11 protein-coding genes are annotated in these 16,077 nt (G+C 60.4%); 6 read left to right on the top strand and 5 right to left on the bottom strand.

The window, feature by feature from the left end; all coding sequences use genetic code 11:
* Positions 1 to 39: 39 nt before the first annotated feature.
* From zipA to WH299_RS01640, 3 genes are all read right to left on the bottom strand, one after another.
* Positions 40 to 903 carry a cell division protein ZipA gene (gene zipA / locus WH299_RS01650; protein ID WP_122726568.1) on the bottom strand — a complete coding sequence of 288 codons (864 nt, stop codon included), beginning with the start codon at positions 901 to 903 and terminating at the stop codon, positions 40 to 42.
* Positions 904 to 1,162: 259 nt separating this feature from the next.
* On the bottom strand, positions 1,163 to 4,651 hold the full coding sequence (gene smc, locus WH299_RS01645) for a chromosome segregation protein SMC (RefSeq protein ID WP_339549445.1): 3,489 nt from the start codon (positions 4,649 to 4,651) through the stop codon (positions 1,163 to 1,165).
* A 2-nt stretch (positions 4,652 to 4,653) separates the two neighbouring features.
* Entirely contained in the window at positions 4,654 to 5,313 is a 660-nt protein-coding gene (locus WH299_RS01640) for a GntR family transcriptional regulator (protein ID WP_122726564.1), read from the bottom strand.
* A 280-nt stretch (positions 5,314 to 5,593) separates the two neighbouring features.
* On the opposite strand from WH299_RS01640, the gene xdhA reads away from it, so the two are divergent.
* The 4 genes from xdhA to guaD are packed head-to-tail and all read left to right on the top strand — an operon-like array spanning position 5,594 to position 11,615.
* Positions 5,594 to 7,042 carry a xanthine dehydrogenase small subunit gene (gene xdhA, locus WH299_RS01635; protein WP_122726562.1) on the top strand — a complete coding sequence of 483 codons (1,449 nt, stop codon included), beginning with the start codon at positions 5,594 to 5,596 and terminating at the stop codon, positions 7,040 to 7,042.
* Positions 7,035 to 9,437 (top strand): xanthine dehydrogenase molybdopterin binding subunit, encoded by a 2,403-nt coding sequence (gene xdhB / locus WH299_RS01630; protein WP_123474530.1) that lies wholly within the window; start codon positions 7,035 to 7,037, stop codon positions 9,435 to 9,437. Before xdhA ends, xdhB begins: the two co-directional genes overlap by 8 nt.
* A 21-nt stretch (positions 9,438 to 9,458) precedes the next feature.
* Entirely contained in the window at positions 9,459 to 10,298 is an 840-nt protein-coding gene (gene xdhC / locus WH299_RS01625) for a xanthine dehydrogenase accessory protein XdhC (RefSeq protein ID WP_339549443.1), read from the top strand.
* A gap of 12 nt (positions 10,299 to 10,310) precedes the next feature.
* Positions 10,311 to 11,615 (top strand): guanine deaminase, encoded by a 1,305-nt coding sequence (gene guaD, locus WH299_RS01620; RefSeq protein WP_236320294.1) that lies wholly within the window; start codon positions 10,311 to 10,313, stop codon positions 11,613 to 11,615.
* Positions 11,616 to 11,816: 201 nt separating this feature from the next.
* Here the strand turns inward: guaD and WH299_RS01615 are convergent, their stop codons facing one another.
* Complete coding sequence (locus tag WH299_RS01615; RefSeq protein ID WP_015885332.1) at positions 11,817 to 12,581, bottom strand: GntR family transcriptional regulator; 765 nt, start codon at positions 12,579 to 12,581, stop codon at positions 11,817 to 11,819.
* 226 nt (positions 12,582 to 12,807) lie between these two features.
* On the opposite strand from WH299_RS01615, the gene WH299_RS01610 reads away from it, so the two are divergent.
* Positions 12,808 to 13,998, top strand: coding sequence for a benzoate/H(+) symporter BenE family transporter (locus WH299_RS01610; RefSeq protein ID WP_323624107.1), 1,191 nt, complete (start codon positions 12,808 to 12,810; stop codon positions 13,996 to 13,998).
* 36 nt (positions 13,999 to 14,034) lie between these two features.
* Here the strand turns inward: WH299_RS01610 and WH299_RS01605 are convergent, their stop codons facing one another.
* Positions 14,035 to 14,379 carry a YggL family protein gene (locus WH299_RS01605; protein ID WP_033900540.1) on the bottom strand — a complete coding sequence of 115 codons (345 nt, stop codon included), beginning with the start codon at positions 14,377 to 14,379 and terminating at the stop codon, positions 14,035 to 14,037.
* A 237-nt stretch (positions 14,380 to 14,616) separates the two neighbouring features.
* On the opposite strand from WH299_RS01605, the gene dacB reads away from it, so the two are divergent.
* Positions 14,617 to 16,077 (top strand): D-alanyl-D-alanine carboxypeptidase/D-alanyl-D-alanine endopeptidase, encoded by a 1,461-nt coding sequence (gene dacB / locus WH299_RS01600; protein ID WP_016979276.1) that lies wholly within the window; start codon positions 14,617 to 14,619, stop codon positions 16,075 to 16,077.

The raw sequence follows: 16,077 nt of genomic DNA, 5'->3' as shown, positions 1-16,077 counted from the left end.
AGTGCGCTTATTCTATCCGACAACGCCGAGGAGCAATCCTCAGCGTTTTTGTGTCAGGGCGCGACGCTCGAACTCGACGATGCGCTGACGGTAATGCTCGATGGTCTGGGCGGTCAGGACACTGCGTTGGTCGTCCTTGAGTTCGCCATTCAGTTCCTGGGATAGCTTGCGGGCTGCAGCCACCATCACGTCGAACGCTTGTTTCGGGTGACGCGGGCCTGGCAGGCCGAGGAAGAAGCTCACCGCCGGGGTGCTGAACAGGTCGATATCGTCCAGATCGAAGGTGCCCGGCTTGACCGCGTTGGCCATGGAGAACAGCACTTCGCCGTTGCCGGCCATGCTTTCGTGGCGATGGAAAATATCCATCTCACCGAAACGCAGGCCGCTTTCCAGAATATTCTGCAACAAAGCCGGGCCTTTGAAGCCGGCGGCGTCGCGGCAGATCACGCTGATCACCAGGACTTCTTCGGCAGCAGGCTGATCATTCACGGATTGGCGCGGTGCATTCTTGCCAGCGTTTTCGTCCGGGAAATCATCGTCGCGACTGCTGAAGCTCGGGCCCTCATCCACGTCGAGGTTCAGGTCACCCTGATGCGGTTCAGCCACGGCCGCACTGGCACGCTTGCCACGCTTGGAGGACGGCTCACGGGCTTCACGCACCGGCGCGCTCATCGACGGCAAGTCGTGTTCGTCCAGTTGCGGCTCTTTATGCGTATCCAGCACACGCGGCGGCCCCAGCAACTCGGCGGCGCCGTCGTCGTCGGGTAAGTTGGACAGGTTGCGGTCCAGACGGAATTTGAGCTTGCCCTTGCCACCGCGCATGCGGCGCCAGCCATCAAAAAGAATACCGGCAATGACAATAATGCCGATGACGATCAGCCACTCGCGCAGACCGATTTCCATGTAATCCCGTGCCTCTAATAAAAAATGCTGAAAAATAAGGGGTTTAGCAACGTGCAAACCGCTTTAAAACGTGGCGCCAACTCTATGTTCTGACTGACGTTTTGCCCACGCATACGAAAATTTGACATTAAACTAGCACGACCAAAGATAACTTTACACCGTCTGTCAAAATGCCTTGAACAAATATGTCCATTTGCCACTTTCGCCAGACCGGTAAAGCGTCTTACCGCGCGCTATAAAAATTCTGTCCCGGCACGGATCAAGACTCCACCATCGCCATCGCTTCTTCCACATCCACTGCGACCAAACGCGAACAGCCCGGTTCGTGCATCGTCACGCCCATCAATTGATCCGCCATCTCCATGGCGATCTTGTTGTGGGTGATATAGATGAACTGCACGGTCTGGGACATCTCTTTGACCAACCGTGCGTACCGTCCAACGTTAGCGTCATCCAGCGGGGCGTCAACTTCGTCGAGCATGCAGAACGGCGCCGGGTTCAACTTGAAGATGGCAAATACCAGGGCCAATGCGGTCAGGGCTTTCTCGCCGCCGGACAACAAATGGATGGTGCTGTTCTTCTTGCCCGGAGGCCGCGCCATGATCGTCACCCCTGTATCGAGTAGATCTTCGCCCGTCAGTTCCAAGTAAGCGCTGCCACCGCCGAAAACTTTTGGGAATAACGCCTGTAAACCGCTATTAATCTGATCAAAGGTATCTTTGAAGCGGTTTCGGGTTTCCTTGTCGATCTTGCGGATCACGTTCTCCAGGGTGTCCAGGGCTTCGACCAAGTCGGCGTCCTGGGCATCCAGATAACGTTTACGCTCGGATTGCTGCTGGTATTCGTCAATGGCCGCCAAGTTGATCGCGCCCAGACGCTGAATACGCGCAGCAATCCGCTCAAGTTCTTCTTCGGCGTCTTTCTCGTTGGCCTGGGCGGTCAGGGTATTGAGCACGCCGTGCAGGTCGTAGCCGTCTTCCAGCAACTGGTCTTGCAAGGTCTTGCGGCGCACGGTCAGGGCTTGCCATTCCATGCGCTGTTGTTCGAGCTGGCCACGGATCAGCTGGGATTGCTGCTCGGCCTGGGTCCGGCGTTTTTCGGCGTCACGCAGTTCGCGGTCGGCGTTTTCCAGGGCGATTTGTGCGGTCTTGAGCTCTTCGTCGACAGTCATGCGCTTGTCGAGCAATTCTTCCAGCTTGAGGCGCAGCTCTTCCAGCGGCGCTTCGCCCTCTTCCAGGTTGAGGCTCAGTTGTTCGCGCTTTTCGGTGAGGCGCTCGGATTGCATCTCCAGGCGTTCAAGGGCCTGGGCCGTGGACGCGTGCTGGGCCTTGAGCGAGCCCAAGCGCACCGCCAATTGGTGGGCATGGTCTTTGTGCTGACGGGCTTCCTGGCGCACACGGTCGAGGCGCTCGCGCAGGCTGTCGCGCTGGGCCAGCAGCAGTTCGCGCTGCTCGGTGTCCAGCGCCATGCTGTCGAGGGCCTCCTGAAGCTGCAGGCGTGCTTCGCCGATCTGTTCGTGTTCCAGGGCGCGTTGCTCGCCCATCTCTGCCACTTCTTCGTCGAGACGGGTGCGGCGCAGGGTCAGTTGCTCGACCTTGGCTTTGCTCGCGGAAAGCTGGGCTTTCAATTCGCCTTGCTGGCGCGCTTCGTCCTGCAACAGGCGCCGCAGGTGTTCGCGACCGGTCTCTTGCTGGCGCTGGGTGGCGCGCAGGGTTTGCAGTTCGGTTTCCAGGCTTTCGAGGGTGGCTTCGCGCTCTTCGCGTTCGGCGATCAGGTTGACGATTTCCTGGCCACGGGCCAATACGCCACTTTCGGCTTCACTGGCGCGACGTACGCGCAGGAAATGGCGGCCGACCCAGTAACCGTCGCGGCTGATCAGGCTTTCACCGGCGCCGAGCTGGCCGCGCTGGGCCAACGCCTGCTCAAGGGATTCAACCGGTTTGACCTGGCCCAGCCACGGCGACAGATCAATCGCCGCTTCAACCTTATCCAGCAGACTGCCCGGCACCCGCGTGCCGTCCGCCGCTGGGCTGAGCAAACGCAAATCGCCTTGGGTAAAACCGGCCAGGTCGAAACCGCCAAAATCATCCACCAGCACGGCTTGAAGGTCGGCACCGAGGACCGTTTCAACCGCCAACTCCCAACCTGCCTCTACCTTCAAGCCTTCCGCCAAGCGCGGGCGCTCGGCCAGATGCTGGTCACGCAGCCACTCGGCGGTGCCGGTACCGGGGTCCAAGGCGGCTTGCTGCAAGGCTTCAAGGGAAGCAAGCCGACCATTGAGCCGCTGCAAATCACCCTGGGCCTGCTGCTGCGCCTGGGTCGCCTGTTGCAGTTGCTGACGCAATTGCTCCAGGCGCTCCACTTGTTGTTCTTCACTGGCTTCCAGCTCTTCCAGAGTCATTTCGCTTTCGGCCAATTGCTCGCTCAGTTCCATGATCGCCGCGTCTTCCGGGTCGGCGGACAGCAATGCGCGCTCTTCCTGCATTCGACGCTGGCGCTCGGCCAGGCGCTCCATGCTGGTTTCCAGCTGCTGGATGCGCGATTGCTGCACCTCGGCCTGGCGGCGTGGCTCGGCGGACTTCAGGTTGAAGGTGTCCCACTGCTCCTGCCAGCCGTGCATGGTGGTTTCGGATTCTTCCAGGGCGGCAGCGGCTTCTTCCGCGGCGGCGCTGGTGATTTCCTGCTCGGGGGTGAGCATGTCGAGCTCTTCGCCAAGGGTCAGCAGCAAGGTGCGGTCGTGGCCCAGGTGCGATTCAGTTTCCAGGCGTGCGCGCTCGGCTTCCTTCAAATCATCCTGCAATTGGCGCAGGCGCTGCTGGCCGTGCTGGATGCTCTGCTCGACGCGGGCAATGTCGCCACCCACCGAATAGAAACGGCCCTGCACCAGATTGAAGCGTTCGGACAGGTCATGGTGACCGTCACGCAGGCGTTCGATGCTGGCGTCGGCGTTGCGCTGCTCGGCGACCAGGGCCTCAAAGCTGATTTCCTGGGTGCCGATGATTGCTTCGCGCTGGCCGACCTGATCATTCAGCGCCTGCCAGCGCAGGGCCGAGAGTTGCGCCTTGAGCTGACGTTCTTCGCCCTTGTATTCCTGATACTTCTCGGCGGCCTGGGCCTGGCGGTGCAGGCGTTCAAGTTGACGCTCCAGCTCTTCGCGCAGGTCGGTCAGACGGGCGAGGTTTTCATGGGTGCGACGAATACGGTTTTCAGTCTCGCGGCGGCGCTCCTTGTACTTGGAGATGCCGGCCGCTTCTTCGATAAAGTTACGCAGGTCTTCGGGCTTGGCTTCGATCAGCTTGGAGATCATGCCCTGCTCGATGATCGAGTAGCTGCGCGGGCCTAAACCAGTGCCGAGAAAAATATCGGTAATGTCGCGACGGCGGCACTTGGTGCCATTGAGGAAATAGCTGTTCTGGCTGTCGCGGGTCACTTTGCGGCGGATCGAGATTTCCGCGTAGGCCGCGTACTCGCCGATCAAGGTGCCATCGGAGTTATCGAACACCAGTTCGATGCTGGCCTGGCTCACCGGCTTGCGGCTGGTGGAGCCGTTGAAGATGACGTCGGTCATCGACTCGCCACGCAGGTTCTTGGCCGAGCTCTCGCCCATCACCCAACGGACGGCGTCGATGATGTTCGACTTGCCGCAACCATTGGGCCCGACCACCGCCGCCATATTACTGGGGAAGTTCACCGTGGTCGGGTCGACGAAGGATTTGAACCCCGCCAGTTTGATGCACTTGAGCCGCACGTTTAGGCGTCCGCCAACGCAGCGATGACCAGCGAGCAACTACGCTCGCCGTAGGCCGACAGCACTTGGCGGATCTGCGGCAGGTCACGGGCCAGTACGGCGGCGAGCAGTTGCTCGAACAGCGCCAGGTACTCGCTCATGGACGCCTTGCGTTGATCCAGCGCCAGGTAGTAGGCGCGGTTCATCGCCGGTTGCAGGTTCTCGACGGTTTCCTGCAGGTACGGGTTGTTGGCGAAGGGATAGGCGGCGCGCATCACATTGAAGCTTTCTTCGACGAAGGCGCGGATGTCTTGGTGCTCGAAGCTGGCGATCAGGCGCTGCTGGATCTGCATGAACGGCGCCATGTCGGCCTGGGTCTGCCAGCCTTGAGCCACCGCATTGCCGAGCAGGATATACAGCTCGCCCATCAAGGTGCACAGGCTCTGCACCTTGTGTGCCGTGAGTTCTGTGACGTGGGCGCCACGGCGCGGCAGGATCGCGATCAGGTGGCGGCGTTCGAGGATCAGCAAGGCTTCGCGCACGGAACCACGGCTGACATTGAGTGCCAGCGTGACCTTTTGCTCCTGGATCCGCTCCCCAGGCTTGAGATCGCCGCGAATGATGCGTTCGGCGAGGTGGTGAGCAATTTGCTCGGCGAGACTGTCCGGCGCCTTGAACGTCATGTTTTCCCTTCAAAATCTTCTATCGGTACAAGCGCGGCAGTGTAGCGCATTGGCTGGCTGATGGCGCTACGCCCACCCTTCAGAATTTGGCACGGAATAAGCAGCGATGAACACCCACAAGCCCCCAAAAACACCGGTTCCAGAAGACTGGACCATAATTGAAAGTGTTGCGACTGCATTTTCTTGACCTTCTGGTCAGAAAATCGTTGACCGAAAAGTCAGACATGACTAGATTCGGCGCAAAGCGGTTAACAACAATAATGAGTCTGCGAGGCCTTCCGTGATCCAGTTTTTACTTAACCAGGAACTCCGTAGCGAGCACGCCCTGGACCCCAACCTGACGGTGCTCAACTATCTGCGTGAGCATCTAGGCAAATCCGGCACCAAGGAAGGCTGCGCCAGCGGCGATTGCGGTGCCTGCACCGTGGTGGTCGGCGAACTGCACACCGATGATCAAGGCGCCGAGCAGATTCGCTATCGCAGTCTCAATTCGTGCCTGACCTTTGTGTCGTCGTTGCACGGCAAGCAACTGATCAGCGTCGAAGACCTCAAGCACCAAGGCCAACTGCACAGCGTCCAGCAAGCCATGGTCGAATGCCACGGCTCGCAATGCGGCTTTTGCACCCCAGGCTTCGTGATGTCGTTGTTCGCCCTGCAAAAAAACAGCGACGCGCCCGACAGCCAAAAAGCCCACGAAGCCCTGGCCGGCAACCTGTGCCGCTGCACCGGTTATCGCCCGATCCTTGCCGCCGCCGAACAGGCCTGCTGCAACAAACCCCAGGATCAGTTCGACAGCCGGCAGGCAGAGACCATTGCCCGCCTCAAAGCCATCGCGCCGACGCAAACCGGTGAACTCAACAGCGGCGACAAACGCTGCCTCGTGCCGCTGACCGTCGCCGACCTGGCCGACCTTTATGACGCCTACCCACAAGCTCGCTTGTTGGCGGGCGGCACCGACCTGGCGCTGGAAGTCACCCAGTTCCACCGCACACTGCCGGTGATGATCTACGTCGGCAACATCGAAGAAATGAAACGTGTCGACGACTTCGACGACCGCCTGGAAATCGGCGCCGCCACCGCCCTCTCCGACTGCTACACCGCGCTGCACCATGAGTACCCGGACTTCGGCGAGCTGCTGCACCGCTTCGCCTCCCTGCAGATCCGCAACCAGGGCACCTTGGGCGGCAACATTGGCAACGCCTCGCCGATTGGGGACTCACCGCCGCTGCTGATTGCCTTGGGCGCGCAGATCGTATTGTGCAAAGGCGAAACCCGCCGCACCTTGGCGCTGGAAGACTACTTCATCGACTACCGCGTCACCGCGCGCCAGGACAGCGAGTTCATCGAGAAAATCATCGTGCCGAAAGGCCACACGCTGTTCCGCGCCTACAAGGTCTCCAAGCGCCTGGACGATGATATTTCCGCCGTGTGCGCCGCGTTCAACCTGAAGATCGAAAACGGTGTGATCAACGAGGCCCGCGTCGCGTTCGGCGGCATGGCTGCCACGCCAAAACGTGCCAAGAGCTGCGAAGCCGCGTTGGTTGGCGCCACCTGGAACTCCGCCACCGTGGAAAAAGCCTGCGCCGCCCTGGCCGAAGATTTCACCCCCCTGTCAGACTTCCGCGCCAGCAAGGAATACCGCCTGCTCAGCGCGCAGAACCTGCTGCGCAAATACTTCATCGAACTGCAAACGCCGCACATCGAGACTCGGGTGACCGCTTATGTCTAACCATCACGCCGTCGTTAAAACCCAGGCCGAACTCGCCGAGCTGTTCGCCCAGGACCTCACCTCCGGGGTCGGTCGCAGCGTCAAGCATGACAGCGCCGCCAAGCACGTGTCCGGCGAAGCGCAGTACATCGATGATCGCCTGGAATTCCCTAACCAGCTGCATCTGTATGCGCGCATGTCCGACCGTGCCCACGCCCGCATCATCAGCATCGACACCGCGCCCTGCTATGCCTTTGAAGGCGTGCGCATTGTCATCACCCACGAAGACGTGCCGGGGCTGAAAGACATCGGCCCATTGATGCCGGGCGATCCATTGCTGGCGATCGACACCGTGCAGTTCGTCGGCCAGGTCGTGCTGGCGGTCGCCGCCCGCGACCTGGAAACCGCGCGTAAGGCCGCGATGGCCGCCGTGATCGAATATGAAGACCTGGAGCCGGTGCTGGACGTGGTCGAGGCCTTCCGCAAGAAGCATTTCGTGCTCGACAGCCACACTCACCAACGCGGCGATTCGGCGGGCGCCTTGGCCACCGCAAAAAACCGCATCCAGGGCACCCTGCATATCGGCGGCCAGGAACACTTTTACCTGGAAACCCAGATTTCCTCGGTAATGCCCACCGAAGACGGCGGCATGATCGTCTATTGCTCCACGCAGAACCCCACCGAAGTGCAGAAGCTGGTGGCCGAAGTGCTGGACGTGTCGATGAACAAAATCGTCGTGGATATGCGCCGTATGGGCGGCGGTTTCGGCGGCAAGGAAACCCAGGCGGCCAGCCCGGCGTGCTTGTGCGCGGTAGTGGCGCGCCTGACCGGTCAGCCGACCAAGATGCGCCTGCCGCGCGTCGAAGACATGTTGATGACCGGCAAGCGCCACCCCTTCTATATCGAATACGACGTGGGCTTCGATGACAGCGGCCGCCTGCACGGGATCAACCTGGAGCTGGCGGGCAACTGCGGCTGTTCGCCGGACCTGTCCAACTCGATTGTCGACCGTGCGATGTTCCACTCGGACAACTCGTATTACCTGGGCGATGCCACCGTCAACGGCCATCGCTGCAAGACCAACACCGCGTCCAACACCGCTTATCGCGGTTTCGGCGGCCCACAAGGCATGGTCGCCATCGAGGAAGTGATGGACGCCATCGCCCGCCACCTGGCGCTGGACCCACTGGCGGTGCGCAAGGCCAACTATTACGGCAAGACCGAGCGCAACGTCACCCACTACTACCAGACCGTCGAGCACAACATGCTCGAAGAGATGACTGCCGAACTGGAAGCCAGCAGCCAATACGCCGAGCGCCGCGAAGCGATTCGCCTGTACAACGCCCACAGCCCGATCCTCAAGAAAGGCCTGGCATTGACCCCGGTGAAGTTCGGCATTTCGTTTACCGCCAGCTTCCTCAACCAGGCCGGTGCGTTGATCCATATCTACACCGACGGCAGCATCCACCTGAACCACGGTGGCACCGAGATGGGCCAGGGCTTGAACACCAAGGTCGCGCAGGTGGTGGCCGAAGTGTTCCAAGTGGACATCGACCGTGTACAGATCACCGCCACCAACACTGACAAGGTGCCCAACACCTCGCCAACGGCGGCCTCCAGCGGTGCCGACCTGAACGGCAAGGCCGCGCAAAACGCCGCCGAAACCATCAAGCAGCGCCTGGTGGAGTTTGCCGCGCGCAAATACGACGTGAGTGAAGCGGATGTGGAATTCCACAACGGTCACGTGCGCGTGCGTGACCAGATCCTCACCTTCGAAGCGTTGATCCAACAGGCGTATTTTGCCCAGGTCTCGCTGTCGAGCACCGGCTTCTACAAGACCCCGAAAATCTTCTACGACCGCAGCCAGTCCCGTGGTCGCCCGTTCTACTACTTCGCATTCGGCGCGGCGTGCTGCGAAGTGATCGTCGACACCCTGACCGGCGAATACAAGATGCTACGCACCGACATCCTCCACGACGTCGGCGCCTCGCTGAACCCGGCCATCGACATTGGCCAGGTAGAAGGCGGGTTTATCCAGGGCATGGGCTGGCTGACCATGGAAGAGCTGGTGTGGAACAACAAGGGCAAGCTGATGACCAACGGCCCGGCCAGCTACAAGATCCCGGCCGTGGCCGACATGCCGCTGGACCTGCGGGTGAAGCTGGTGGAAAACCGCAAGAACCCGGAAGACACGGTGTTCCACTCCAAGGCCGTGGGCGAGCCTCCGTTCATGCTCGGGATTGCTTCGTGGTGCGCGATCAAGGACGCGGTAGCGAGCCTGGGTGACTATCGCCATCAACCCAAGATCGATGCGCCAGCGACGCCGGAACGGGTGTTGTGGGGCTGCGAACAAATGCGGCAGTTGCAAACAACCCCACCCCCTGTAGGAGCTGGCTTGCCAGCGATGACGGCCTGACAGACACCACAAGAGGTGACTATGAACAACTGGATCAGCGCCCTCGCCGACCTGCAAAACCGGGGTGAACCCTGCGTGCTGGTGACCATCATCGAAGAGCTCGGCTCCACGCCGCGCAATGCCGGTTCGAAGATGGTCATCAGCGCCGCGCAGACCTTCGACACCATCGGCGGCGGGCACCTGGAATACAAGGCGATGCAGATCGCCCGCGACATGCTCGTACGCGGTCAGCAGAACACCCACCTGGAGCGCTTCAGCCTGGGCGCCAGCCTGGGCCAGTGCTGCGGCGGCGTGACGGTGCTGCTGTTCGAACCCATGGGCCAGGTGCAGGCACAGATCGCGGTGTTTGGCGCCGGCCATGTCGGCCGTGCGCTGGTGCCATTGCTGGCCAGCCTGCCGTGCCGGGTGCGCTGGATCGATTCGCGGGATCAGGAGTTTCCAGAGCATATCCCCCAGGGCGTGCGTAAAATCGTCAGCGAAGAGCCAGTCGACGAAATTGCCGACCTGCCGGTGGGCAGTTACTGCATCGTCATGACCCACAATCACGCGCTGGACCTGGAACTGACCACCGCGCTGCTAAAACGCAATGACTTTGCCTACTTCGGCCTGATCGGTTCGAAGACCAAACGGGTCAAGTTCGAACACCGCCTGCGTGATCGCGGTTTCGATGCCGCGCAGTTGCAACGCATGCGCTGCCCCATGGGCCTCACCGAGGTGAAGGGCAAGTTGCCGGTGGAAATCGCCATCTCCATCGCCGGCGAAATCATCGCCACCTATAACGCCAATTTCGGCCAGCACACCGCCAGCGCCGAACCTATTGCCAAACTGCTGCCGGCTTCACGTCGCAGCCAAGCCATTTGAATTGAGATCACCATGCCTTTGACTCGCAAAGCCTACCGTGCCGCCCTTCTGCACAGCATCGCCGACCCTGCTGAAGTGGGGATAGAAGCCTCGTACGAATATTTCGAAGACGGCCTGCTGGTGATCGAAAACGGTCAGATCAGTGCCCTTGGCCATGCCAGCGATTTGCTGCCAACCCTGCCTGCCGACATCGAAATCACCCACTACCAGGACGCGCTGATCACGCCCGGCCTGATCGACACCCACATCCACCTGCCGCAAACCGGCATGGTCGGCGCCTATGGCGAGCAGTTGCTCGACTGGCTCAACACCTACACCTTCCCGTGCGAAAGCCAGTTCGCCGACAAGGCCCACGCCGAAGAAGTCGCGGATATTTTCATCAAGGAACTGCTGCGCAATGGCACCACCACCGCGCTGGTGTTTGGCAGCGTGCACCCGCAGTCAGTGAATTCGTTCTTTGAAGCCGCCGAGAAACTCGACCTGCGCATGATCGCCGGCAAGGTGATGATGGACCGCAATGCGCCGGACTACCTGACCGACACCGCCGAATCCGGCTACCAGGAAAGCAAGGCGCTGATCGAACGCTGGCACGGCAAGGGTCGCCTGCACTACGCGGTCACCCCACGTTTTGCACCGACCAGCACACCCGAGCAACTGGCGCTGGCTGGGCAACTGTTGGGGGAATACCCGGACCTGTACATGCAGACTCACATCAGTGAGAACAAGCAGGAAGTCGAGTGGGTGAAGGAACTGTTTCCGGAGCGCAAGGGCTACCTGGATGTGTACGACCACTACAAATTGCTGGGCGAGCGCTCGGTGTTTGCCCATGGCGTGCACCTGTGTGATGACGAATGTGCGCGGTTGGCGGAAACCGGTTCGGCTGTCGCGTTCTGCCCGACCTCGAACTTCTTCCTCGGCAGCGGTTTGTTCAACCTGCCGATGGCTGAGAAGCACAAACTGAATGTGGGCTTGGGCACGGACGTGGGCGGCGGCACCAGTTTCTCGCTGCTGCAAACCCTGAACGAAGCGTACAAGGTCATGCAATTGCAGGGCGCGCGGTTGAGCCCGTTCAAATCGCTGTACCTGGCGACGTTGGGTGGTGCGCGTGCATTGCGCTTGGAAGACAAGATCGGCACGTTGCAACCGGGCACCGATGCGGACTTCCTGGTATTAGACTACAACGCCACGCCGCTGCTGAGCTATCGCTTGAAGCAGGCGAAGAATATTGCCGAGACGTTGTTTGTGCTGATGACGTTGGGGGATGATCGGACGGTGTTGCAGACGTATGCGGCCGGGCAGTTGGTGCACCAGCGCTAATTTCAGCCACACCACAAAACAAAGGGGGGAGCTGGCTTGTTGTGGTGAGCGGGCTTGCCCCGCGCTGGGCTGCGAAGCGGCCCTAGACCCAGACACCGCGTTCTACTAAATAGAACGCGGTGTCTTTATTGGGGCCGCTTCGCGCCCCAGCGCGGGGCAAGCCCGCTCACCACACAAGCCCCCTTAACATTTCAGGAACGTTTACAGCTTGATCGAAGAACGACCCGGCTTCTTGGTCTGCAACAAATGCGAGAACACCGCATGCAGATCATCCGACGCGCTCTCTTCATCAAGGTTGAGCTTGCTGTCGATATGGTCCATGTGATGCATCATCAAGTTCACCGCCAGCGCCGCATCCCGCGCTTCGATCGCATCGATCAACTGGGTGTGCTCGTCGTAGGAACAGTGCGAGCGGTTGCCGCTTTCGTACTGGGCGATGATCAATGAAGTCTGGGACACCAGGCTGCGCTGGAAGCTGATCAGCGGCGCGTTCTTCGCCGCTTCGGCCAGCTTGAGATGGAATTCGCCGGAGAGACGGATACCGGCGCCACGATCGCCACGGGAGAAGCTGTCGCGCTCGTCGTTGACCATCTGGCGCAGCTCGGCCAGTTGTTCAGCCGTGGCGTGTTGCACGGCCAACTCGGTGATCGCCCGCTCCACCAGACGCCGCGCAAGGAACACTTGACGCGCTTCCTCGACACTCGGGCTGGCCACCACCGCACCGCGATTGGGCCGCAGCAGTACCACGCCTTCATGGGCCAGGCGCGACAGGGCGCGGCGAATGATGGTGCGGCTCACGCCGAAGATTTCGCCCAGTGCCTCTTCACTCAATTTGGTGCCGGGTGCCAGGCGTTGTTCGAGGATCGCCTCGAAGATATGCGCGTAGACGATATCGTCCTGGGTTCCGCTGCGACCGGCCTTGCCGGCACGCGGTTGTTTCTTGAGAGGTTGCAACTGTTCGTTCATGGGCACTCGGGTTTGGAGAACGGCGGCGAATTAACGGTAATACGGCAACAGCGTGTCGCTGGCAAGTATCACCTAAAATCAGGGCACATTGTACACAACCGGATGCGCCAACACACTGTACGGCTGTTTGCGCCGTCGGCTGTATTGCAATGAGTCGTTACGTTTGAGTTTAGGCTTGAATCCGTGCCGACGACGGCAAAAATCCAGGTAAAAGGAACACCTCTCCATGAACGACGCCACCCAAGCGCCTTTGCGCCCGCTGGCCGACACGTCTGCGTCGGCCATTGTCGCCGGCTTCATCGCCATGATGACCGGCTACACCAGCTCCCTGGTCCTGATGTTTCAGGCCGGGCAAGCCGCCGGTTTGACCACCGCGCAGATTTCTTCATGGATCTGGGCGATTTCCATCGGCATGGCGGTGTGCAGCATCGGCTTGTCCCTGCGCTATCGCACACCGATCACCATTGCCTGGTCGACGCCGGGCGCGGCACTGCTGATCACCAGCCTGGGCGGTGTGAGTTATGGCGAGGCCATCGGTGCCTATATCACCTGCGCGGTGCTGGTGACGATCTGCGGGCTGACCGGCAGCTTTGAAAAACTAGTCAAGCGCATCCCGGCGTCGCTGGCGGCCGCTTTGCTGGCAGGGATTCTGTTCAAGATCGGCAGCGAGATCTTCGTCGCCGCGCAGCATCGCACCGGGCTGGTGCTGGGGATGTTCTTCACGTATCTGGTGATCAAGCGCCTGTCGCCGCGTTATGCGGTGCTGGCGGCATTGGTGATCGGCACCGTATTGTCCGGATTGATGGGGTTGCTGGACTTCAGTGGTTTTCACCTGGAAGTGGCGACGCCAGTGTGGACCACGCCGCACTTCTCGCTGGCTGCCACCATCAGCATCGGCATCCCGCTATTCGTCGTGGCGATGACATCCCAGAACATGCCCGGCGTCGCCGTGCTCAGGGCCGACGGTTACAACGTGCCCGCCTCGCCGCTGATCACCGCCACCGGCCTGGCCTCACTGGTGCTGTCGCCGTTCGGCTCCCACGGCATCAACCTGGCGGCGATCAGCGCGGCCATCTGCACCGGGCCCCATGCTCATGAAGACCGTAACAAACGCTACACCGCCGCCGTGTGGTGCGGAGTGTTCTACGGGATTGCCGGGGTGTTCGGCGCGACCTTGGCGGCGTTGTTCGCAGCCTTGCCCAAGGAACTGGTGCTGTCGATTGCGGCATTGGCACTGTTTGGCTCGATCATCAATGGCTTGAGCATCGCCATGAATGAGCCGAAGGAGCGAGAAGCGGCGCTGATCACCTTTATGGTCACCGCGTCTGGCTTGACGCTGTTTTCCATCGGGTCGGCGTTCTGGGGAATCGTGGCGGGGGTGTTGACGTTGCTGATTCTGAACTGGCGCAAGGCATAAAAAAACGGCGACCCTGAGGTCGCCGTTTTTTTAGTATCACTTAGCCGCGTTGATCGGCTTTTCCGGATACCACACGTCCAGCAGCGGGCTGACTTCAGCGCTTTTCAGTTCGCTGCGGCCTTTGAGCCAGCTTTCAACAGCTACGCGCTGTTCTTCGTTGACCGAGCCACGCTTCTGCAGGCAAACCAGACCGAAGTCATCGCCGCCAACATAGCCCAGACCGTTGGCTTCCATGGCTTCTTTGATGAATGCTTCGAGGAAAGCGTCGGTAGCTTCTTCACTCAGGTCTTCTTTGAAGTCCAGGTTCAGTTCGAAACCCAGCTCTTGAAATTCATCAACGCACAGTTTTTTGCGCAGACGCTGGGAACGGTTAGTCGCCATTGGAACAATCCTCATAAGTAATAACGGGCGGCACTTTAGCAGTTTAAGGCGGCGATTGCCCGACTCTCTGGGACAGGCGGCACTTTGCGTGTAAAAAAACGCCGAATTCCAGCTATCGTTCAGCTACAAGTGGATCCACCTTGGGGCATAATGCCGACACTTTCATGACCATTGAGGGATTTTTCTTATTTACCCCTCGCCTTTTTCACCCTCCTCAGCAGTAGGGTTTTACTTCTTATGATCAAATCTTTGCGTTCAGTGTTTTTCGCCGGTCTTATTCTGCCACTGGCCTTTTCCGTCTCCGCCGCCCCCGTCAACAACACCCTGCCGCCCAATGTTCAACAGGCGCTGGCCAAAGCCAAGCTGCAAAACACTGCGTTGTCCTTGGTAATGATCCCCCTGAACGGTCCGGGCACGCCGACTGTCTTCAACGCTGACGTCTCGGTGAACCCGGCGTCGACCATGAAGCTGGTCACCACTTATGCGGCCCTGGAAATGCTCGGCCCCAATCACCAGTGGAAAACCGAGTTCTACACCGACGGCACCCTCAGCGGTGGCGTGTTGCACGGCAACCTTTACCTCAAGGGCGGCGGCGATCCCAAGCTGAACATGGAAAAACTCTGGCTGCTGATGCGCGACCTGCGCGCCAACGGCGTGCAGCAAGTCACTGGCGACCTGGTGCTGGACCGTGGTTTCTTCAACCAGCCGCTGTTGCCGGAATTCAATGACGATGGCAACGACGAGAACAAACCGTTCCTGGTCAAGCCGGACGCGCTGCTGGTCAACCTCAAAGCCCTGCGCTTTGTGACGCGTAATGATTCCGGCCGCGTGCTGGTGTCGGTCGAACCGCCGATTGCGAGCATCCGCATCGACAACCAGGTCAAGGTTTCCAACGCCAAGCAGTGCACTGGCGATGTGCGCTACAACCCGGTCACGGCCGCAGATGGCAGCGTAACCGTCACCGTCAGCGGGCAATTGGCCGATGGCTGCAGCTCGCAGACTTACCTGTCATTGCTCGACCACGCCACCTACACCGCAGGCGCCGTGCGCGCGATCTGGCAGGAACTGGGTGGCACCATCCAGGGCCGTGACATCCAGGCGCCAGTGCCCAAGGATGCCAAGGTACTGGCCCGGGCCTTCTCGCCGGACCTGGCGGAAATCATCCGCGACATCAACAAATACAGTAACAACACCATGGCCCAGCAGTTGTTCCTGAGCCTGGGTGCGCAGTTCCGCAACGACGCCGATGGCGACGATGCCAAGGCGGCACAACGTGTGGTGCGCCAGTGGCTGGCGAAGAAAGGCATCACCGCGCCGCACCTGGTGATGGAGAACGGCTCTGGCCTGTCGCGTGCCGAACGCGTCAGCGCCCGCGAAATGGCGGCTATGCTGCAAGCCGCGTGGAAAAGCCCTTACGCCGCCGAGTACATCAGCTCGATGCCGATTGCCGGCACTGACGGCACCATGCGCAAACGCCTGAAGACCACCGCCATGCGCGGCGAAGCCCACGTCAAGACAGGTACTTTGAACACCGTACGTGCCATTGCCGGGTTCAGCCGCGACAACAACGGCAATACCTGGGCCGTGGTGGCAATCCTCAACGATCCGAAGCCATGGGGCGCTTCGTCGGTGCTGGATCAGGTGCTGCTGGACTTGTATCGTCAGCCGAAGGCAGTGGCGGCCGCTCCAGTCCTCTGA

This window comes from Pseudomonas sp. MYb541, assembly GCF_037479595.1.
In the GTDB taxonomy this organism is placed as follows: Bacteria; Pseudomonadota; Gammaproteobacteria; order Pseudomonadales; family Pseudomonadaceae; genus Aquipseudomonas; species Aquipseudomonas canadensis.
This window is presented reverse-complemented; position numbering and strand designations above follow the sequence as displayed.

Coding starts and splice junctions, on each gene's coding strand:
- zipA (WP_122726568.1), bottom strand. CDS start 903: ATGGAAATCGGTCTGCGCGAGTGGCTGATCGTCATCGGCATTATTGTC.
- WH299_RS01640 (WP_122726564.1), bottom strand. CDS start 5,313: ATGACGTTCAAGGCGCCGGACAGTCTCGCCGAGCAAATTGCTCACCAC.
- xdhB (WP_123474530.1), top strand. CDS start 7,035: ATGTCTAACCATCACGCCGTCGTTAAAACCCAGGCCGAACTCGCCGAG.
- xdhC (WP_339549443.1), top strand. CDS start 9,459: ATGAACAACTGGATCAGCGCCCTCGCCGACCTGCAAAACCGGGGTGAA.
- guaD (WP_236320294.1), top strand. CDS start 10,311: ATGCCTTTGACTCGCAAAGCCTACCGTGCCGCCCTTCTGCACAGCATC.
- WH299_RS01615 (WP_015885332.1), bottom strand. CDS start 12,581: ATGAACGAACAGTTGCAACCTCTCAAGAAACAACCGCGTGCCGGCAAG.
- WH299_RS01610 (WP_323624107.1), top strand. CDS start 12,808: ATGAACGACGCCACCCAAGCGCCTTTGCGCCCGCTGGCCGACACGTCT.
- WH299_RS01605 (WP_033900540.1), bottom strand. CDS start 14,379: ATGGCGACTAACCGTTCCCAGCGTCTGCGCAAAAAACTGTGCGTTGAT.
- dacB (WP_016979276.1), top strand. CDS start 14,617: ATGATCAAATCTTTGCGTTCAGTGTTTTTCGCCGGTCTTATTCTGCCA.